Annotated in this window: 16 protein-coding genes and 1 pseudogene; 6 read left to right on the forward strand and 11 right to left on the reverse strand. The window is 56.0% G+C overall.

Features of this window, described 5'->3' with window-relative positions:
• Positions 1-10: 10 nt before the first annotated feature.
• The 4 genes from pgm to RBB76_RS20485 all read left to right on the forward strand — a co-directional run bounded on the left by pgm (position 11) and on the right by RBB76_RS20485 (position 8,989).
• Positions 11-1,696 carry a phosphoglucomutase (alpha-D-glucose-1,6-bisphosphate-dependent) gene (pgm, locus tag RBB76_RS20470; protein ID WP_429629552.1) on the forward strand — a complete coding sequence of 562 codons (1,686 nt, stop codon included), beginning with the start codon at positions 11-13 and terminating at the stop codon, positions 1,694-1,696.
• Positions 1,693-4,233, forward strand: coding sequence for an alpha-glucan family phosphorylase (glgP, locus tag RBB76_RS20475; RefSeq protein ID WP_429629553.1), 2,541 nt, complete (start codon positions 1,693-1,695; stop codon positions 4,231-4,233). Before pgm ends, glgP begins: the two co-directional genes overlap by 4 nt.
• 108 nt (positions 4,234-4,341) lie before the next feature.
• Entirely contained in the window at positions 4,342-6,714 is a 2,373-nt protein-coding gene (locus RBB76_RS20480) for an HAD-IC family P-type ATPase (RefSeq protein ID WP_429629554.1), read from the forward strand.
• 40 nt (positions 6,715-6,754) lie between these two features.
• Positions 6,755-8,989: a copper-transporting P-type ATPase gene (locus RBB76_RS20485; RefSeq protein WP_429629555.1), complete on the forward strand. Its 2,235-nt coding sequence runs from the start codon at positions 6,755-6,757 to the stop codon at positions 8,987-8,989.
• Positions 8,990-9,051: 62 nt separating this feature from the next.
• Here RBB76_RS20485 and tpiA read toward each other — a convergent pair whose 3' ends face one another.
• The 9 genes from tpiA to RBB76_RS20530 all read right to left on the reverse strand — a co-directional run bounded on the left by tpiA (position 9,052) and on the right by RBB76_RS20530 (position 19,017).
• Positions 9,052-9,852: a triose-phosphate isomerase gene (gene tpiA / locus RBB76_RS20490; RefSeq protein WP_429629556.1), complete on the reverse strand. Its 801-nt coding sequence runs from the start codon at positions 9,850-9,852 to the stop codon at positions 9,052-9,054.
• A complete protein-coding gene (locus RBB76_RS20495; RefSeq protein ID WP_429629557.1) occupies positions 9,849-10,922 on the reverse strand; it encodes a class I fructose-bisphosphate aldolase in 1,074 nt (357 codons plus the stop codon). Before RBB76_RS20495 ends, tpiA begins: the two co-directional genes overlap by 4 nt.
• A 2-nt stretch (positions 10,923-10,924) precedes the next feature.
• On the reverse strand, positions 10,925-13,369 hold the full coding sequence (locus tag RBB76_RS20500) for a phosphoketolase family protein (protein WP_429629558.1): 2,445 nt from the start codon (positions 13,367-13,369) through the stop codon (positions 10,925-10,927).
• 31 nt (positions 13,370-13,400) lie between these two features.
• Positions 13,401-14,033 carry an HAD family hydrolase gene (locus RBB76_RS20505; RefSeq protein ID WP_429629559.1) on the reverse strand — a complete coding sequence of 211 codons (633 nt, stop codon included), beginning with the start codon at positions 14,031-14,033 and terminating at the stop codon, positions 13,401-13,403.
• Between the two features lie 20 nt (positions 14,034-14,053).
• The gene (locus RBB76_RS20510) at positions 14,054-14,725 is read right to left on the reverse strand and encodes a universal stress protein (RefSeq protein ID WP_429629560.1); all 672 of its coding nucleotides are present in this window, start codon (positions 14,723-14,725) and stop codon (positions 14,054-14,056) included.
• Between the two features lie 47 nt (positions 14,726-14,772).
• Entirely contained in the window at positions 14,773-15,744 is a 972-nt protein-coding gene (locus RBB76_RS20515; RefSeq protein WP_429629561.1) for a slipin family protein, read from the reverse strand.
• A gap of 83 nt (positions 15,745-15,827) precedes the next feature.
• Positions 15,828-16,355, reverse strand: coding sequence for a general stress protein (locus tag RBB76_RS20520; protein WP_429629562.1), 528 nt, complete (start codon positions 16,353-16,355; stop codon positions 15,828-15,830).
• Positions 16,356-17,783: 1,428 nt separating this feature from the next.
• The gene (locus RBB76_RS20525) at positions 17,784-18,527 is read right to left on the reverse strand and encodes a Crp/Fnr family transcriptional regulator (RefSeq protein ID WP_429629563.1); all 744 of its coding nucleotides are present in this window, start codon (positions 18,525-18,527) and stop codon (positions 17,784-17,786) included.
• 274 nt (positions 18,528-18,801) lie between these two features.
• On the reverse strand, positions 18,802-19,017 hold the full coding sequence (locus tag RBB76_RS20530) for a hypothetical protein (protein WP_429629564.1): 216 nt from the start codon (positions 19,015-19,017) through the stop codon (positions 18,802-18,804).
• Between the two features lie 215 nt (positions 19,018-19,232).
• Between RBB76_RS20530 and RBB76_RS20535 the strand changes: the two genes are divergently transcribed.
• Positions 19,233-19,367 carry a hypothetical protein gene (locus RBB76_RS20535; RefSeq protein ID WP_429629655.1) on the forward strand — a complete coding sequence of 45 codons (135 nt, stop codon included), beginning with the start codon at positions 19,233-19,235 and terminating at the stop codon, positions 19,365-19,367.
• Positions 19,368-19,383: 16 nt separating this feature from the next.
• Here RBB76_RS20535 and RBB76_RS20540 read toward each other — a convergent pair whose 3' ends face one another.
• Positions 19,384-20,103: a LysR substrate-binding domain-containing protein gene (locus tag RBB76_RS20540; protein WP_429629656.1), complete on the reverse strand. Its 720-nt coding sequence runs from the start codon at positions 20,101-20,103 to the stop codon at positions 19,384-19,386.
• Between the two features lie 60 nt (positions 20,104-20,163).
• A pseudogene (locus RBB76_RS20545) lies at positions 20,164-20,349 on the reverse strand (helix-turn-helix domain-containing protein); the annotation flags it as partial.
• Between the two features lie 277 nt (positions 20,350-20,626).
• Between RBB76_RS20545 and RBB76_RS20550 the strand changes: the two are divergent.
• The gene (locus RBB76_RS20550) at positions 20,627-20,860 is read left to right on the forward strand and encodes a helix-turn-helix domain-containing protein (RefSeq protein WP_429629565.1); all 234 of its coding nucleotides are present in this window, start codon (positions 20,627-20,629) and stop codon (positions 20,858-20,860) included.
• Positions 20,861-20,942 lie beyond the last annotated feature (82 nt).

The raw sequence follows: 20,942 nt of genomic DNA on the forward strand, positions 1-20,942 counted from the left end.
AGTAGTCAAAATGAAGATCGATCCAAGAGCCGGTCAACTCGCAGTTGCCAGCGATCTCGTCGATGTGCCGAAGCTGATCGCTGCCTACTACGAAGAGCAACCTGATCCGGATATCCCCGAACAGCGTGTCGTCTTCGGCACGTCGGGACACCGCGGTTCCTCTTTCACGAAGACGTTCAATGAGTGGCACATCTTGGCGATCACGCAGGCGATTTGTCTTTACCGCAAACAGCACAAAATCGACGGGCCATTGTTCCTTGGCATTGACACCCATGCGTTGTCGCAGCCGGCGGTGGAAAGCGCGCTTGAGGTTCTGGCTGCGAATGGTATCGACTTAATGCTGGCGGGGCGCGAGGAATATACTCCAACCCCTGTGATCTCGCATGCCATCCTTACCTACAATCACGGACGGACGATGGGTCTCGCAGACGGTATCGTTATTACTCCTTCGCACAATCCCCCCGACACGGGCGGGTTCAAGTACAACCCGCCTCATGGTGGTCCGGCAGAAGAGAAGATCACCGCGTGGATTGAAAAACAGGCCAACCAGTTCCTTGTGGATAGCCTCAGGGGCATCCAGCGAATCTCCATCGATAAAGCACTAACTGCACCGACCACGCATCGCCATGACTTTCTGACGGCCTATGTAGACGACCTGCACAATGTTGTCGATATGGACGCGATCCGGGCGTCAGGCCTCAGTGTTGGCGTGAATCCGCTCGGCGGGGCGGGCGTGCATTATTGGGAGCCGATCGCAAAGCGATATGGCTTGAATCTGAAGGTGGTGAATGAGGCCGTCGATCCAACGTTTCGGTTTATGACACTGGATTGGGACGGCAAAATCCGCATGGACCCTTCCTCGGAGTACGCCATGCGCCCCTTAATTGCCTTAAAAGACAAATTCGATCTCGCCGTAGCGTGCGACACCGATCATGACCGCCACGGCATCGTAACCCGAAGTGTTGGATTGTTACCGCCCAACCACTATCTGGCGGTATGTGTCGACTATCTGTTCGTCCATCGCCCACACTGGGCGAAAAATATGGCAGTCGGCAAAACCGTGGTCAGCAGCAGCATGATCGACCGTGTCGCAGCTCGCCTAGGTAGGAAACTTTATGAGGTTCCGGTCGGCTTCAAATACTTCGTGGACGGGCTGCTTCATGGCAGGCTCGGATTTGCCGGTGAAGAGAGCGCGGGTTCGTCATTTGCGCGCATCGATGGATCGGTCTGGACGACGGATAAGGATGGCATTATCGCCGCACTGCTAGCGGCTGAGATCACTGCGGTCTGTAAGAAAGATCCGGGCGAACTCTATGGTGAACTCACTGCGGCGCTCGGTAAATCGCACTATCGCCGGTCGGAAGCCGCTGCGACCCATGAGCAGAAGACGGCCCTCGAACATATCACTGCGAACGATATTCACGCGACTGACCTGGCAGGTGAGAAGCCGATAACGGTTACGACGAAAGCCGCTGGAGATGGCAATCCCATTGGTGGCATCAAGGTTGCCGCCGCAAGTGGATGGTTCGCTGCACGACCGTCCGGCACCGAAGCGATTTACAAGATTTATGCGGAAAGCTTCAGTGGAGAAGAGCATCTAGCCCTCATCGAGGCTGAAGCCCAGACCGTCGCAAACCAGGCGTTTGCATCCGTGGCGCCGGCAACGATGAACCGAGAGCAAAAGGAGACAAAGTGAGCGATCTGAAATCCAGCAAACCAGATAAGAAGGCACCAGGAGCAACGGAAGCACCGACTTTGGGAATTGACGCACTCAACGAGTTGGCGCTGAACCTGCATTGGTCTTGGAACCACATGGCTGACCCCCTTTGGGAAGCCTTGGACAGCTATCTATGGCACTCAACGCAGAACCCCTGGGTGATTCTGCAAACGGTCTCAGACGATAGGGTCAACGTTCTTCTGGCAACGCCAGAATTTCAGGTGCGCCTGTCCGCCTTGCTGCAGCACAAGCGCAAATTCTTCTCGGCGGATGCGTGGTTTCAGAAGAAGCATCCCGCAGCGGCGCTCTCAAGCATTGCTTATTTCAGCATGGAGTTCATGCTGACCGAAGCCCTCCCGATTTACTCTGGCGGCCTCGGCAATGTTGCGGGCGACCAGATGAAGGCGGCGAGTGACCTTGGCGTGCCGGTCGTCGGAGTTGGCTTACTGTGGGGACAGGGATACTTTCGCCAGGACTTCGATGCTGATGGCAATCAACGCGCACTCTATCCGGTGAACGATCCAGGGCAAATGCCCGTTCAGCCGCTTCGGCGTGCAAATGGAGAGTGGTTGCGTATTCAGATTCAGCTCCCGGGTGCGATGATCTGGCTGCGTTGCTGGCAGGTGCTCGTCGGCCGGACGAAACTCTTTCTCTTGGACGCGAATGACTTTGCTAATACCGCCGCTCATCGCGGAATAACGAGCGAGTTGTACGGCGGTGATGCCGAGATGCGGCTGAAACAAGAGATCGTTCTCGGCATTGGCGGCTGGCGCTTGCTCCGGGAGTTGGGTCTAAATCCCGAAGTTTGCCACCTCAACGAAGGTCATGCCGCGTTCGCAGTTCTTGAACGCGCTCGGTACTATATGGCAGATCATCGTGTTTCCTTTGATGTAGCGCTGACGATCATCAGGGCAGGAAACTTGTTTACAACCCATACGGCCGTTCCAGCTGGATTTGACCGGTTTGCCCCAGAACTCTGCTGGAAGTATCTCGGCCACTACGCGAAGGACGAACTGGCAATCTCCATGGAGGAGCTTTTCGCGTTGGGAAGACAGAACCGTTCCGATGCCTCGGAGTACTTTAACATGGCATATCTTGCGCTTCGTGGCAGCGGTCAAATCAGCGGCGTCAGCAAGCTTCACGGCGAAGTAAGCAGGCAGATATTCCAGCCTCTCTTCCCGCGATGGCCTCAGGCGGAGGTGCCCATCGGATCTGTTACGAACGGCATTCATGTGCCGACCTGGGATTCGGCCGAAGCCGATGCACTCTGGACCAAGGCATGCGGGCCGGATCGTTGGCGGGACGATCGTCCGCTCGCGGACGATGTTCGTCGTTTGACTGACGGAGAGTTGTGGCACATGCGTACCGGAGCGCGGAAGACGATGCTCACCGAGGTTCGTGGTCGTTACGCGAGGCAGCTCTCGGCCGAAGGCGGTTCTCACATGGACGTTGCTGAAGTCTTCAAGGAAGACGTGCTTACGGTTGGGTTTGCGCGCCGTTTTGCAACCTATAAGCGTCCCGATCTCTTGCTGCACGATCCTGAGCGGCTGATTCGTCTACTCACAGATTCGAGACGCCCTGTTCAACTGATCCTGGCCGGCAAGGCTCATCCCGAGGATGCACCGGGACAGGCGCTTATCAAACACTGGAATGATTTCATCGAGCGTCCTGAAGTTCGCGGCCATGTTGTCTTTCTCAGCGACTACGACATGCAGATGGCGCAAGAACTGGTCAAAGGTATGGATCTCTGGATCAACACACCTCGGAGACCGTGGGAGGCCTGTGGGACGAGCGGAATGAAGGTTCTGGCCAATGGGGGGCTCAATATCTCCGAACTCGACGGTTGGTGGGCGGAGGCCTATACCCCAGAGATCGGTTGGGCCATCGGTGATGGAAGAGAACACGGCGAGGACGCGGCGTGGGACACTTCCGAAGTCGGAAGTCTCTACATGTTGCTGGAGGAGCAGGTTGTTCCTGAGTTCTATGACCGAGACGCGCAAGGAGTACCTTCCCGATGGCTTGAACGCGTCCGCGAAAGCATGGCCACGCTTACCCCTGAGTTCTCGGCAAGCCGGGCAATCCGTGAATATACAAACGATCACTACCTGCCAGCCGCGGCGGGATACAACAAACGCGCCGCGAACGGTGGCAAGCTCGGCGTCGATGTGTTGCAGTGGCAGCGCAGTATCGCCGAGCAGTGGAACACGCTCATCTTTGGGAAAGTCACGGCCGAGACAAAAGATGGTCAACATCAGTTCCATATTTCGGTCGTCCCTGGTGGCCTCCATCCGGATCAATTCAGAGTGGAACTCTATGCCGGTCCGACCGGAGAGAGTGAGGCCAAAGCCGAGATCCTGGCTGCATGCAAGTCTTCGACAGACCCGTCTGGCACCATCATCTACTCCTTCTGCTGTCTCGCAAAACGTCCGGTCACCGACTACACGGTCCGCCTCGTTCCATCGCACGCCGAAGCGTCCGTTCCTCTCGAAGCCGGGCAGATTCTCTGGCAGCAATGAGAGACGTAGGGAACGCCAGCGGCCTCCCTTACCCCTTGAACGCGACCGCTACCCTATGGCCCCTGAGTTCACTGGCAAAGCAACTGTTCACCTGAAGAGTAGAGATCTATGTCTGTAGATACGACCAATCATGCCTCATCACCTGCTCCGGCCGCCACGCCGCCACCAAAGACAGCTCCCGCCGGCTTGACGAGTGATGAAGCTTCCAAGCGTCTTCAGACGGACGGTCCGAATGCGATGCCGGACACATCCGCTCACCCGCTGCGGGATGTGCTGGTCAAATTCTGGGCGCCGGTTCCATGGCTGCTTGAATTCGCTATCGTTCTTCAGGTGGTACTGCATAAGTACCTTGAAGCGGCGGTCATCGCAGGGCTTTTGATTTTCAATGCAGCGCTTGCGTATTTTCAGGAAGGCCGTGCCCAGGCCACGCTTGCCGCCTTAAAGCATCGACTTGCATTGAACGCTTCGGTGCGCCGTGATGGCGCGTGGAAGACCATACCCGCGGCCCAGGTTGTGTGCGGAGACCTGATCAAGCTATCGCTTGGCGGCGTGGTGGCCGCAGATGTCCATTTGTTGGACGGATCGGTGCAACTCGACCAATCCATGCTCACGGGAGAATCTCTGCCAGTCGAAGCCGGTGTCGGGTTCGATACCTATGCCGGCGCCCTTGTCCGTCGAGGGGAAGCGACGGCACAAGTAACTGCCACCGGCGTTCGCACGAAGTTCGGTCGCACGGCCGAACTCGTCCGTACCGCGCACGTTGTGAGTTCGCAGCAGAAGGCAGTCCTTACAATCGTTCGGAACCTCGCCTACTTCAACGCTGCTGTTATCCTCCTCATCGGCACATACGCTTACTTCCATTCGATGCCCTGGAGCGAGATTGTTCCTCTCCTCCTGACCTCCGTGCTCGCCTCGATTCCCGTCGCCTTGCCCGCGACCTTCACCCTTGCGGCCGCGATCGGCGCGCGCTCCCTGGCCAAGTTAGGCGTCCTTCCGACCCGGCTTTCAGCCGTCGATGAAGCCGCAACGATGGACGTGCTTTGCAGCGATAAAACGGGAACGCTCACCGCCAATCAGCTCTCCGTGACGAGTGTAAAACCGATGGACGGCTTCGATGAAGCGCATGTTCTCGGTTTGGCTGCGCTCGCAAGTTCTGACGGGGGACAGGACTCGGTCGACGCAGCTATCCGGGCGGCCGCTTCTCACAAGGCGATGGCTGATGCGCCAAAGCTGACGAACTTTGTTCCTTTCGATCCGGCCAAGAAGATTTCAGAGGCGACCGCGACTGACGCGAAGGGAAACCAGCAGCAAATCATCAAGGGGGCCTTTGCCGCCGTCTCCGGCCTCGCAACTGCAGTTCCCAAAGCAGCCGCCATCGCCGACGAGTTGGAGAAAGAGGGGTTCAGAGTTCTGGCAGTCGCTGCGGGCGTCAATGGCTCGATTCAGATCGTTGGGTTCATCGCGCTTAGCGATCCGCCGAGAACGGACTCAATCTCGCTCATCTCTGAGTTGAAGGATCTTGGTGTCCGCACTGTCATGGTGACAGGCGATGCACCGCAGACCGCGAAGATCGTTGCTCATGCTGTGGGTCTCGACGGGCCAATCTGTCCCAGCAATGCTATCCCCGATGCAGTCAAGCCGGGAGATTTCGCGGTCTTCGCAGGCATACTGCCTGAGGGGAAGTTCAATCTGGTCAAGGCCTTTCAGAAGAACGGTCACACGATAGGAATGTGCGGCGATGGCGCGAACGACGCACCTGCCCTCCGTCAGGCACAAATTGGCATCGCTGTCTCGACTGCAACCGATGTCGCCAAGTCGGCGGCTGGTATGGTACTGACGGAGGCTGGCCTTGGCGGAATTGTCGCCGCCGTGAAAGAGGGAAGGGTCACGTTCCAACGCATCCTCACCTATACGCTCAACTCCGTCATCAAGAAGATCGTTCAGGTATTGTTGCTGGCGATCGGTCTCGTCATGACGGGCCATGCGGTCCTCACGCCAATGCTGATGGTGATCGTTATGATTACGGGCGACTTTCTCGCCATGTCCCTGACGACCGATAGAGTGCGTCCATCGACCATGCCAAACTCCTGGAACGTGGGAAAGATTACCGGCGCGGCAGTCCTGCTGGGATTGTGCTTTCTCGCTTTCTGCGTCGGGGTCATGGCGATCGGAAAGTTTGATTTACGACTTGGGATTGAACAGCTCAGGACGCTCTTAGTTGTTGCTATCGTCTATGGGAGCCAAGCCACAATTTACTCCTTGCGCGCTCGCCGCCATATGTGGGGACTACGGCCAACGATGTGGCTAGTCCTGTCCTCCGTGGCCGATCTCGCAATCATCACAGTGCTGGCGCATCGAGGGATAGCAATGGCTCCTCTATCCTCGTCAATCCTGGGTTGCGAGTTTGTTGCGGGTGTGCTCTTTGGACTGATTCTGGACGCCGCGAAGATCCCGATTTTATCGAGATTCGGAATCGACTAAGCGTACCCGAGTTCCTGGAATGTCGGAAGGACTGAAAGCAATGGCTGATCAAACGATTGATTACACCTGTCCGATGCACCCGGAGGTTCGCAGCGCTGCTTCGGGTGCTTGTCCGAAATGCGGCATGGCGCTCGAGCGGACGACCACTACCGCGCCTGCCATTGTCATCCACTATACGTGTCCAATGCATCCGCAGATCGTGAGGAATGAGTCGGGCAATTGCCCGATCTGCGGCATGACGCTCGAACCGATGACTGTAGCGGCAAACGAGGCGAATCCCGAACTTGACAGCATGATGCGCCGATTATGGATTTGTGCAGCATTGACCCTGCCGTTGCTCGCCATTATGGTTTCCGACATTTTTCCGGGCCATGGATTGCAGCATCTCTCAGAAGGGCGACTGCTCGGATGGTTCGAGTTCGCCATCGCAACACCGGTCGTAGTTTGGGGAGGGTGGCCGTTCTTTCAGCGAGGCTGGGCGTCTATCATCAGCCGCAACCTCAATATGTTTACGCTGATCTCTATCGGCGCCGGGTCGGCTTACCTCTATAGTGTTGTGGCAGTAGCGCTGCCGCAGCTCTTTCCCCTGTCCTTTCGGGACATGTCGGGTCAACTCGGACTCTACTTCGAAGCGGCCGCAGTTATTACCGTGCTCGTTCTCCTTGGACAGGTTCTGGAGTTGAAAGCCCGGAGCCAGACCAGCGGCGCAATCAAAGCACTCCTTGGACTTGCACCGAAGACAGCACGTCGCATCGCTGCGGACGGTACGGAGCAGGACGTGGACTTGAACGCTATCCAGGTGGGTAACAAACTTCGAGTGCGTCCAGGCGAAAAGGTACCGATCGACGGCGTAGTGGTCGAGGGCAACAGCTCCGTCGATGAATCCATGGTGAGCGGCGAGCCCATTCCGGTTGAAAAGACGGTCGACGCCAAGGTTACCGGAGGAACGATCAACGGCACCGGCAGCTTTGTTATGAAGACGGAGCGCGTGGGGGCCGACACTTTGCTCGCGCAGATCGTAAAGATGGTGAGCGAAGCCCAGCGCACCCGCGCTCCTATCCAGCGACTCGCAGACGTAGTGGCTTCATACTTTGTGCCGGCGGTCCTCATGTCGGCAATCATCACCTTTGCGGTGTGGGCAATCCATGGACCGCAACCGCACTATGCGCATGCGCTGGTCAATGCAGTCGCAGTACTAATCATTGCGTGCCCTTGCGCCCTCGGTCTGGCAACGCCCATGGCGATCATGGTCGGCACGGGAAGGGGAGCCCGTGAAGGAGTCCTCATCAGCAATGCCGAGGCGCTCGAAATCCTGGAAAAGGTAAACACGTTGGTTGTCGACAAGACCGGGACGTTGACCGAGGGCAAGCCCAAGCTTACTGACCTGATCCCGGTCGAAGGTGTGAAAGACACCGAATTGTTGCAAGTTGCCGCCAGCCTCGAAAAAGCCAGCGAACATCCTCTTGCCGGAGCAATCCTTGCGGCAGCCAAGGAGAAAAACACCAATCTAGTTGCGATCGAAGGCTTTCAGTCGGTAACGGGCAAAGGGGTCAAGGGCATTTTGAATGGCAAGCAGGTTGCCATAGGAAATGTTGCGCTCATGACCGACCTTGGGGCTTTTCCGGAATCATTACGGACCCGAGCCGAAGCCCTCCAGAAAGAGGGCAATACCGTCATGTATATCGCGCTGGGAGGAAAGTTTGCCGGCCTGATTGCCGTTGCCGACCCAATCAAAGACTCCACGGCAGAAGCCATCGAGCAATTGAAGCATGAAGGCATCAAGGTCGTGATGGTGACAGGGGACAATCATGCGACTGCCGAGTCAATTGCACGGAAGCTTGGTATCGACTTCCAAGCCGATGTGCTGCCCGACAAAAAAGCCGCCGTCGTGAAGAAGCTGCAGGATGCTGGCGCAATTGTTGCTATGGCAGGAGATGGAGTCAACGATGCTCCAGCCCTGGCACAGGCCCATGTTGGGATTGCGATGGGGACGGGGACGGATGTCGCGATGAAAACGGGTGGGGTCACTTTGGTAAAAGGTGACCTCCGGGGAATTGTGAAGGCTCGCCGCTTGAGTCACCTTACGATGAATAACATTCGCGAGAATCTGTTCTTTGCCTTCTTCTACAACGCCCTCGGTATCCCTTTGGCGGCAGGCGTTCTCTACCCAGCCTTTGGGCTGCTCCTAAACCCGATGATCGCTGCTGCCGCCATGAGCGTCAGTTCGGTTTCAGTGATATTCAATGCGTTGCGGCTGAAATCTGCAAAGCTCTAGCTTCAGATCGGTCATCGACATGCGTTTTTATGTGCAGGTCATGGCAACCGAGCGGGGTTCCTTCACGTCCGCTGCATCTCCGCTTCTGTTTCAAGAATGCCCGCGTTGACGATGGCAAGAAACTCATCTGCCTTTAGACTGGCGCCGCCAATCAGGACACCGTCAATGCCCTCCTGGCCCAAAAATGCGGCTGCATTCCCCGGTTCGACGCTGCCACCGTAATAGACGGTAAGCTCCCCGGACCATGTCGCTCCAATCATTTGACTGAGCTTCTCCCGAATGAGCAGATGCGTGTCATGCGCTTGTTGGGGAGTGGCATGATGTTCGTCATTACCGATCGCCCATACCGGTTCGTAGGCGACGCTCAGATGGGACAATACCTCTGGCCTTACTCCAGCCAACCCAGTGCTGAGTTGACGATCGAGTACCGCTTCCGTCTGTCCTTTTTGACGCTGTTCCAGAGTCTCGCCCACGCAAAGAATCACGTCCAGTCCTGAGGCAAGCGCGCACACCACCTTCCGGTTGATAAAAGAGTCGGATTCGCCCAGCTTGTGTCTGCGCTCACTGTGTCCCACGATGACATATTTGCAGTCGAGATCGAGCAACATGGTCGGGCTCACCTCGCCCGTGAAGGCACCTTCGGCTTCCGGGTAAACATTCTGCGCGCCGAGCGCGACTCGGCTACCCCTAAGCATGTCCCCAACGATCGGAAGATAGGGGAACGGCGGACAAAGGACAACTGTGACGTGGTCGGGTGCGGCAATACCCTCGACGATGCTCTTGGATAGTTGCTGAGCTTCGAAAGAGGTCGTATGCATCTTCCAGTTAGCGACAATGAACTTCTGACGTATTTCTGTTTTCATTGCGCGCTCCCCACGTAGACGTTAGTCGCCATGTGATGTGCTGCGCTTTCGCGATGAGCTGCCTCGACCGCCGCCGTGTATTCGCCACGGCGAGCTGCCGCATCACACCTGGCACGATGGTAGAGAGCTTCCTGAGCCGGAATGACGTTAGCCTGTTTGCCATGCCAGATTTCCAAGGCCGGCTCCTGAATGGCGCGGCCGAAGGAGAACGACAACTCCCAGGGAAGGCGCAGCTTGTAACGTACATTCATCGCATTCAGGCGGGCCGAGGCAAGTTTGCCGGATTGCCCGCCTGACAAGAACACAACCCCCGGAACGGCGGCGGGGACCGAGCGCAGCAGACAGCCGACCGTCGCATCGGCTACTGCCTCTATCGACCCCTGGTGCGGACTGTCCACACCAGAGAGCACCATGTTTGGCTTCAGGATCATTCCCTCAAGCTTCACGCGTTGCGCATAGATCTCTCGGAAGACGGTTCGCAAAACTCTTTCGGTTACTTCCGAGCACACGTCGAGGGTGTGATCTCCCTCCATCAAGACTTCCGGCTCGACGACCGGGACAAGGCCTGCCTCCTGGCACAGGCCCGCATAGCGTGCCAGCGCGTGTGCATTCGCTTCGACGCACCCGTGGCTCGGAGTCCCATCGCCCATAGAGAAGACCGCTCGCCACTTCGCGAAGCGTGCGCCCATTTGCACATACTCCGCCAAGCGAGTACGCAAGCCGTCCAAACCCTCCGTAACCTTTTCACCCGGAAACGCCGCCATCTCTTTGGCTCCCAGATCGACCTTGATGCCCGGAAGAATACCTCGTGCCGCAAGCGCCTTTGCAAAAGGAGTTTTGTCGTCCATCTCTTGCCGAATCGTCTCGTCGTAGAGGATCGCTCCACTAATAGACTCGCCAAGACCCGGCGTGTTCACAATCAACTCTCGGTACAGCCGGTGAGACTCCGCAGTCTGTGGGATCGCCCATTTGGCAAAGCGCTTATTACAAGTTCCTGTGCTTTCGTCGATCGCAAGCAGGCCCTTGCCATCGGCGACCATCATCTTGGCGGTTGCTTCAAGAGTCTGCATGTTCACTTTGTGGCGCTCCATTTCCAGTTCCGGATCTCCGGCATGTCCTCACCGTGTGCGTCGATGTAATGCTTGTGCTCGATGAGCTTGTCCTGCATCTGCTGCTTCAGGTAATCGCCCTTGGAGCCCAGATTCGGTATCCGATCCACCACGTCCATCACTAGGTGGAAGCGGTCGAGGTCGTTTTGCACGCGCATGTCGAAGGGCGTCGTAATCGTGCCCTCTTCCTTATAGCCACGCACATGCAGATTGCGGTTGGTGCGTGCGTAGGTGAGCCGATGGATCAGCCAGGGATACCCGTGGAAGCCGAAGATGATGTGTTTGTCTTTTGTAAAGAGGGAATCGTAATCCCGTTCCGTCAGGCCGTGGGGATGCTCCGTGCTGGGTTGCAGCTTCATGAGATCGACGACGTTGACGACCCGGATCTTCAACTCAGGCAGATGTTTGCGAAGAATAGAGACTGCAGCGAGGATCTCTAGGGTAGGAGTATCTCCGCAACAGCCCATCACCACGTCCGGCTCGTTGTCTTGATCGTTGCTGGCCCACTGCCAAATGCCGGCACCTTCGGTGCAATGCACGACCGCCTGGTCCATCGTCAGCCATTGCGGGAGTGCGTGTTTTCCAGCAACTACTACGTTGACATAGTTCCGACTGCGCAGGCAGTGGTCGAAGACAGACAGGAGACAGTTGGCATCCGCCGGAAGGTAGCAGCGCACGATATCAGCCTTCTTGTTGATGACATGGTCGAGGAAGCCGGGGTCCTGATGAGTGAATCCATTGTGATCCTGTTGCCAGACATGCGAAGCCAGCAGATAGTTCAGCGACGAAATATCGCGTCTCCAAGGCAATTCCCGGCAAACCTTGAGCCACTTTGCATGTTGGCTGAACATCGAGTCGACGATGCGGATGAACGCCTCATAGCTGTTGAACAGACCGTGCCTTCCGGTCAGGAGATAACCTTCGAGCCAACCTTCGCACTGGTTCTCGCTCAGCATGGAATCCAGAACGCGGCCCTCCGGTGCGAGGAACTCGTCATTGCTGTATTCCCGCGCATCCCACTGGCGATTGGTGACCTCAAAGACGGCCTGAAGAAGGTTCGAGACCGTCTCATCGGGACCAAACACGCGAAAGTTTCGTTTGTCCTGATTGAGCTTGGCAACGTCTCGCAGAAACGACCCCAGCACAAGCGTGTCCTCAACCTCCACTGCGCCCGGAGAGGTAACTGTTACAGCGTGGTCGTGGAAGTCGGGCATATCAAGATCGCGGAGCAGAATGCCGCCATTGGCATGTGGGTTGGCTCCCATCCGTCGGTCGCCCTTTGGTGCCAACTCTGCCAGTTCTGCATTGAGCCGGCCATTTTCATCAAAGAGCTCTTCGGCCTTGTAGCTCTTCATCCACGCTTCCAGAAGCTTTACATGATCGGGATGTGCGGGATCGACAAGAAGTGGCACCTGATGCGAGCGGAATGTCCCCTCAATCTGTAAACCGTCAACGACCTTCGGCCCTGTCCAGCCCTTGGGCGATTTGAGCACGATCATTGGCCAGCGAGGGCGAGTCGTATCGTTGCCGGTACGCGCATTGTTCTGGAACCGATGGATATCCTCGATGGCCACATCGATGGTGGTCGCCATGAGTTCATGCATTGCCTCGGGCTCGTCACCTTCTACAAAGTATGGGGTCCAGCCGCAGCCTCTCAGGAACTGGTCCAGCTCCTCATGCTCGACGCGAGCCAACACAGTCGGGTTACTGATCTTGTAACCATTGAGGTGCAGGATCGGCAGCACCGCACCGTCGGTCCTGGGGTCGAGAAACTTATTGGACTGCCAGGAGGTAGCTAGAGACGCCGTCTCTGCCTCGCCGTCGCCAATAACGCAGGCGACGATCAGGTCGGGATTATCGAATGCCGCACCAAAGGCATGACTCAGCGAATAACCCAACTCGCCGCCCTCGTGGATCGATCCAGGAGTAGTTGGCGCGACGTGACTTGAGATGCCTCCGGGGAACGAGAACTGTTTGAAAAGCTTCTTCAATCCCGCTTCATCCTGGGTGACGTTCGGATACACCTCACTCCAGGTGCCTTCGAGGTACACGTTGCCCACAATCGCCGGACCGCCATGTCCCGGCCCTGCGATGTAGAACATGTTCAGGTCATACTTCTTGATAATCCGATTCAGATGCACGTAGATGAAGTTCTGCCCCGGCGTTGTCCCCCAATGTGAAACCACCAATGGCTTGACGTGTGCTAGCGTGAGCGGTTCCTTCAAGAGGGGGTTTTCATAGAGGTAAATCTGGCCTACGGAAACGTAATTGGCCGCCCGCCAGTATGCGTTCATACGGTAAAGCAGATCTGGAGTGAGCGTTGCGCCGCCCTTGAGCGACTCTTCTGCGGCTATTGCATCGGACGTCTCGTGAAGCAGGTCCTCGGTAGTGAGCATGTTGGTTGGCATTCTGAATCTCCTTTTCGAACTGGTGACACGGCTAGGTTGCGTCGTTCGTCTGCAATCCGAGTGAAGTGAACTTTGCGCGGGTGGACTCGTAATCGACGTGATGAATGCTTCGCATCCCCAGGCGCTCCGCAATCTGGACGAACATCGGGGTGTTGTCGATGAAGACAGCGCGCTCAGGGGCTGTCTGGGCAAGGTCAAGGGCGAGCCGGAAGATCTCAACATCTGGCTTCCGCATTCCAACGAAACAGGAAGAGATGAATGCGTCCGCCAATTGGTCGAGCTTGAAGGTCCGAATGCGATGGGCATTGACCTCGCGCGACTCGTTGCTGACCACTACAACCTTCAAACTGTGTTGCGCCCTGAGCTGGGCTACCAAGCCAAGCATCTTTGGAAACGGCTTCGATTGAGCAAACATGAAATCGCGAAACTGGCTGCGCGTAAACGGCCGCTTTTCATGGAACACGACCCACCCCAGGTATTCCTCGAAGGAGAGTTTGCCCTCCTCGTGCGTCTCGAAGACCAAACGATGACGCTCATCCATCTCAGCCCAGTTCAATTTGAAATGTTTGGCCGCTCGTTTGCGCGCAAGATGGTCCCATCCGTTGGTGAGCAACACCCCGCCTACATCTACAAACAAGGTTTTAATTGGGAGTGACTTTTTCACTTTTCCGCGATCCGCCAAAGCTACTTTGTGAAAAGTGAGTGAGCTTGGTCGTAATGTTGTTCGGTCTTTCCACCTCGTTCAGCCAGGTCGTTTGCGACCTGATCGAGTCGTCTCTGCGACAAGCTCTCCGGTTCAGGAACGGTCGAACCGAGGGGACCTGTCGCCACAACGTGTGGGACAAAGGAGTCTTCCCAAACTTCGATTGCGGGCTCTTCAGCAGTCGATCTATGCTGGCCGGACTGAAGCAGAAGTAGGGTACAGTTCACTTGTTTGATTACTTGCTCTGCGATTGAACCGAAAACCAACGGGTGCCAGCCAGACATGCCATGGGTCGAGATCACAACCATGTCGGTCTTCTCGCGTTTGATGACGCGCATCAAGCTGCCGACGATGTCGTTCCCTGTCTCGATACTGAAAGACGCGGCCACGCCTTTCAGCATTAGCTGCTCTTTGCGGGCATCAAGCTTCTCTTCTACGGTCTCCCTTCGTTCCTGGAGCACCGCAGTTTCGGGAAAGAAGTCTGAGCCGTTAAAGTCTGGGATTTCCGGGATGATATGCACGAGGTGGATACCGGCATGGAACTGCTCAGCGAGGCCAGTTGCAGCTTCCAAAGCAGCTTCGGACGAGGGGCTGAAATCGATTGGCAATAGAATCTTCTTGGCTGAAAAGGCCTCTTTGTGAGCATTTGACACTGTGAACTCCTCTTTTGCATGCAACATCGGTTGGGTTTCGGATCGGCTCAAACATGCCCGTTTGGTGCGACGCCATTTGGGGCCGGCACCTCGGGCGGTAGATTCATCTGCGGTTGATTGTTGGTTGCTCCCAGCGCCTTGTCCTGACCAAGTCCCATCGTCAGGGCAGTGAGACCGGCGAGCCCACCCAACTGCATCGTCTCTATCGCGGAACTCGGAACAATGACGATTGTCGAGTTCTGCTTGAGCCCTTCGTACAGCATGTTCATCGCCCGCAAGTGAAGTGCGACAGGGTTGTTAGTGTAAGTCTTGGCCGCTTCTCCAAAACTCAACGCGACCTGCAACTCCGACTCGCCAAGTATGACTCGGGCCTGACGCTCTCGCTCTGCTTGAGCCTGCATCGACATCGCGTCTTCAAGAGACGCGGGGATCAGGACATCCTTCACTTCAACCGACTGGACGCTGATGCCCCAGGGGTGGGTTCGCGCATCGATGATTGTCTGGAGCACGGCGCTGATTTTGTCTCGCCCTTCCAGCATGTCCGAAAGCATGGTCTTGCCGATCACATCGCGCAGGGCGGTCTGGGAGGCCCACCCGATTGCGCTCTGATAATCGGCGACGGCAAGGGCCGCCTTCTCAGGTTCCACGATCTTCCAGAACAGGACGGCGTCGACATCCACAGGAACGGTATCTTTTGTGAGCGTTTTTTCCGCTTTGAACGAACTCGTCAGGACTCGCGTGTCGATCCAATAGGGAATGGTGTCAATGAGGGGGATGATGAAGAAAAGTCCTGGTCCCTGCAGTGCCCGAAACTTTCCAAGCCTTAAGACGACGGCTTTGCTCCATTGATCGGCCACTCGGATAGCGGACGAGGTGATTGCGGCCACGAATATGGCCATGCCGAATACTACGAAGGCAAGATAATCGTGTCCGGTGGCGTGCACACTAAAACCAAGAACTGCCCCAATACCTGCAATCACAATGAAGATCAAAGCCGGAAACGAACCGTTCGTTTTCATTTGAATAACCCTTCTGCCCAACAAGTGCGGCGCTGGGCCTCTCTGCGATGCGAGGCCCAGCCGGCCGCAATGTAATTTCCCCTCTAAGCCGTGACCAATTCACCATGGACGGTGTACGAATGGTGCTCGGTTCCTTCAATGATTTCTTTTGCATGATCCACGGCTTCGGGAGTACCGTGCACGACCAGCACGAACTTGTCAGTCTTCAGCGCTACGTCGTACTGGATGATGCTGTCTTTGGGAACACCAATGCTAAAAAGTCCTGCACCGATGGCGCTGACTCCACCCACAACAGCTGCACCCTCAAGTCCCGCAACAATCCAGGCAACCAACGGCCCGGCAACGAGGATGGGGCCAATTCCTGGTATCGCAAACATTCCGGCTCCAAACAACAGTCCCCAGAATCCTCCCCAGAACGCTCCCATCTTGCCCCAGCGCTTCATCCGATCCCCAACGTTGTAGTAACCCACGACGTGTTCATCGGTATGAGTATCCTTGCCGGCGATCGACAAGCTCTTCATGTCCACGCCCGCCTCTTGCAGTTCCTTGATGGCTGCTTCTGCCTGCGAGTGGGTGTTATATACAGCGACAACTGAGTTCATCATGGACATCTACATTCTCCTTTGTTCTCTTGAAACTGCTTGCCGTTAAATTTCGGGACCTAAGAGACGAGTGCGGTCGCTGCTGCGACTGAACGACTCTGCCAACTCGAAAGCAGAACTCGGTTCTCCTCAGAGCCGATCGTGTCCGAGCGAGTCCTTCGGTCTTGTCTCGGCGACACCGGCGGCGTTCCGGGCTTATCAGGCTATCGACCAACTCATCGTCACCTACAGGCTCGCACTATCGGTGCTTTCACGGTGAGCATTCGGACACACCACATTAGCGCCTCTACGGTGAAGGAGTCAGTTTCTGCACAGCCGGTACGAAAACCGGTTGTTGTGGTATTCGACCCCCAAGTGCCGTCGGCAAAGATTTGCGGACTCTCTTACCGCTGCGGTCTTTTTCAATGGTGAAAGCATCGGAGACGACGATTGCCGCCACGCCTGTCCGGGAGGTTGCCAGGAAGCCGTCGCGGATTGCTGTGCGTTTTTCCACACGTCCTAGTTGGCGGCCTGAATGAGACTGATTCGTAACGGAATCGGAGAACTTATCGCCTAACATCGCGGTCCTTGAATTATGTAAATAGTAAGGTTGAGGATTAAAAAATAGCTCCAAGTCAAGTGATTCATCTATCTGTTCATCTTGGCCGAGACCTCATGCTAGAAGGCATGTCCCGACGGAGTGCCGCGTCAATTGTGTTCAGAGTTGAAAACTTGGTCGGGTCGCTCTCGCGAATCAATGACCGACCGGCGCCGGGGCCTGAGCGCTTCACATCCCAGTCCAAAGTGTGTGAGCGTTGATTCCATGAACCTTTATAGAGTGTTTCAATGTCTTCAATGAGTTTCTTGGGATCCGAAGAACGACTCATCTCTTCGTCGTAGAGATGATCTTCCAACATGGGCTCCGGACGGCCATGGATCAGTATTCGTGCGAGTGGCCATTGCTTCCTCACGGTTTGGGCAACCGCAGCAAGGATTCGAGGACCGAGATGATCGCTAAGAATCGCGAGAGCGATTGCTTTCGTCTCGCGCAGCGCAAAGATTTCAGCCTGACTGAAAGCGGGCGTTACGCAGTAGTTCGAACGAGTGAGTGAAAGAACTTCGGCTGTGAGTAAAGTGATGTCCGGTTCGACCAGGAGAATCCCTCGCCAGGCAGAGGAATAGAAAGGAACACCAGAAAGCAGAGACGTTAGGATGGATGATTCATCATCGACGATGATTAGTTCGGGTCGGGAGGAGACCATTGTTTCTACCTCTGGAGGAATCTTGCGCTCCAGATGAGTATTGATCACCCTGGTCCTTAGTACTGTGCTGCATTGCTCACGAGTTTCTCGACGTAATACAGGGTGCGAACAGCACATTGCTGGCTCGCAAAAGATGGCAGGAGGGGTGTGCCTCTCCTGACCGTCTTCTGGTGACTGCGGTAAATTGCAGAGAGCTTTAAACTACCGTGGCGCGCTTTCTCTTCTGTGCTGGAGTTTGCTCGTGGTCGACCACGACCGGTCTGCTCGCCGTCTGCTCAGGCAGCCGGTCGTGCAGCACCACATTCAGCAGTGCCTTGTGGACATGGATTCGACCGTTGTAGGAGACATAGCCGAGCTTGCGGAAGTTATTCATAAACTTGCTCACGCGGGATCGAGTCGTTCCGATCATGTCCGCCAGCTCTTCCTGAGTGACCGGAGGGATCATGCTCTCCGGTTCTCCCGGCTTACCGAACTCAGCCATGATGAGCAAAGTGCGAGCGAGACGTTTCTCGCTGTTGTTAAACAACTGGTCGACGAGATCCTCTCGAGTTCTGACCCCGCGAAGCAGGACGAACTTTAGGAAGATGTCAGAAAACTCATGTTGTTCATGCAGAAGCAACACCATTTCTCTGCGGCTTAGCTTCAGTGCCTTGCAAGGCGTGACTGCCGTTGCAGTGGCGTCGTGAAGCTCAGTGCCGCCGGCAAGCGATTCTTCTCCAATAAAATCGCCGGGAGCTAGCATCGTGACCGTAGCCTCTTTACCCCGCTTCGAGACTACGGTCAACTTCGCTCTGCCTGAATCTAAGAAAAAGATCGCATCCGCGAGACCACCTTGCGAAAAGAAGACATGTCCTGTTTTTACCTGAACCATCCTGTGGGTTACGCCCGCCGCTTCTAAGAACCGTGCAGGATCGAAAAGCGTTCTTTTGGTCCCAGACATGGAGTTACCTCATGTAGCACCTCTATTGAGATGCCTATGTCGGGCAGAACACCGTACGCATAGGGAAAGTTATCGCTAGTAAGCGAGAAAAGGCGAGCACTTTAGCTTGTTTGAAGGCCGTGGCGTTCGCGACAGTCACGCCTGCCCTTGTTTTTGGGGCAGAGTTCGAGCAAACAAGCCCTCGCTTTGCAATCTCTGGCATGTCCACCGAATTCTCAATAAGGCAGTCGCAGCAGAATGCGCCGAGCTGTGTGATCGAACAGACATATCCTGATCAGCTTACCCGCCTGTGAAATATCGGCAAGTCCGGCGTCTCCTCGTTGCAATAACGAGCGTCGATTACCTGTCGCACTCCCACCGTAATCGAGAGCTGTGTGCCATCTGTGAATCTCACCAGGACTTCTTTCCCGAACTCGGCGTCTTCATGAACCGACAGTTCGGCAACGAACTTGCCGACAACTTCTGGGAATTCAAGTTTTGGATCTGACATGGGCCTCACCCCTTGTTTGATCGGACCATGATGTCCCTTATTAGGGGATCAGGTCAACCGTTCACCACACTTTAGGTGTGGCAGGAAAAGCGAAACCGGAGGCTCGGAAATCTCGGAAGGGGCGCAGTCCCGCGATGAGAGATTACTACGACGGAGTGCTGTCGAAATTAATCTCTGCTCGGGAAGAGGCGGGCCTGACGTAGCTGGAGGTTTCGCTGCGGCTCGGCATGGCCCATTCCTACATGAATAAGTGTGAAACCGGCGAGCGTGCGATCGACGTTGCCGAACTCTGGGCCATCAGCAAGATTTATGGAAAGCCCATCACTTTCTTCGCTACTGACGAGTCGTAAGCGTGGGAAACCTTCCCTAAGAAGTCGAGCATCGGATGGAGCCACCGGCTCCTATCGGTAGACTCATCTGCGGGGGTTGCAGGACAGTCTTTGACCGGGTGACGAACGCACGTACGAACTCGCTTATCAGCCGTGAATTGTCCTCGGCACGAGCAACGAGCCACTCTTCCAGGCAGAGCAACTCTTCGTCCAACGGCTTTGCAACGAGCCGCTCGCCGGCAAGCTTCAATGCGTTTGCCTTCGTGAGCAACGCCACCCGGCGAGTCGCCAGCAGCAGGTGCTCGGCCTCATCCGGGTAGAGGATATGGTCAATGCCCCTCGGGTGAAAGCCTTGATCCTGGGTTCGCTTCATGATTCTTTCGTAAAGCACTGGGTGAGTACGCTTCTGAAAGACGATCCAGCGTTCGTCTCGCAAGTCTGTCAGTTTGAGTGAGACCTTGGAACTCAAGATGTGATCGCGCGGAATGACAACATGAAGTGGCGTCTCCGACAACTTGGTCATTGTCAGCTTCGCATTCCGCGTCGGGTCAGTGATGAGCGCCAGGTCAAGATCGGTGCTCAGGAGATCGTGGGCCAAATCCGACGAAGATTCACTTTGTACTGTGATATCCAGCGTGGGGAAGAGAGGAAGTCGAATGGAATAGAGTATGTCGACAAGCGCTGGATCAACGTCGGGTGCCTTCCCGATCTGGAGAACGGAGTCTGCTCCTCCCCGAGTCTCGATCGCGGAGCGCATAGCCCGTTCCCCGTGGGCAACTGAAATCCGGGCATGTTCGACGTAGGATCTTCCCGCGTCCGTAAGTTCGAGGACGGATCGATTTCGATCAAAGAGAGTAGCCCCAGCCTCGCGCTCGGCGCTCTGTATGCACCGGCTCAAGCCCGATTGGGTCAAGCCGACCCGTTTCGCCGCTCGGCCATAGTGCATCTCCTCGGCCAAGGCTATGACAGCTTCCAGGTGCCTCATTTTGATTCTGTTCGGCATGGCCCGTACCCCTTTGCTCTGCAATAGGGATCAACTGCGCCAGCAAGCAGAAAGTGGTGACGTTCCACCGCCGGTATTAAATTATCCACAGCTTTCGAGGGCGGTGTCAATCTTGGTTCCTTCGCCTTGTCCTGAAATTATTGGAGCGTTCATAGTCAGATTGTGTGGTAGCCGAAGTCCCCACCCTTATGCGCTCAGCGCATAAGCTCAGTCGGGAAACTCATTGGACTTCACCCGCAAGAACATTCACCTTCAAGTCACGTACTTGGAGGTTTGAATGTTCGACGAGAAGAAACCACCCACTTCTGAGCGCCTTCTACCCATCCTCGGTCGAGCAGGCGTGGAACCCCTACTGGACAGTCACGCCGCCGCTGCTGTGCTGGGAGTTCATCCGCGCACCCTGCAGCGCATGGTGCTGCGTGGGCAAATCGCTGGTGTTCAGGTTGGCAAGTTGTGGCGTTTTCGGGCTTCCGCAATCGACCAGTGGATCGACCGCAAGCAGGCTGGCTGAAGCGAAAGAAAAACCTCATTTTCCGCAGATGCAACGGCCCGCACTCGGCTACCCTTGAATCAGCCATTCGTGCCGTGAATCA

Origin of the sequence: Tunturiibacter psychrotolerans (assembly GCF_051013365.1) — a bacterium.
In the GTDB taxonomy this organism is placed as follows: Bacteria; Acidobacteriota; Terriglobia; order Terriglobales; family Acidobacteriaceae; genus Edaphobacter; species Edaphobacter psychrotolerans_A.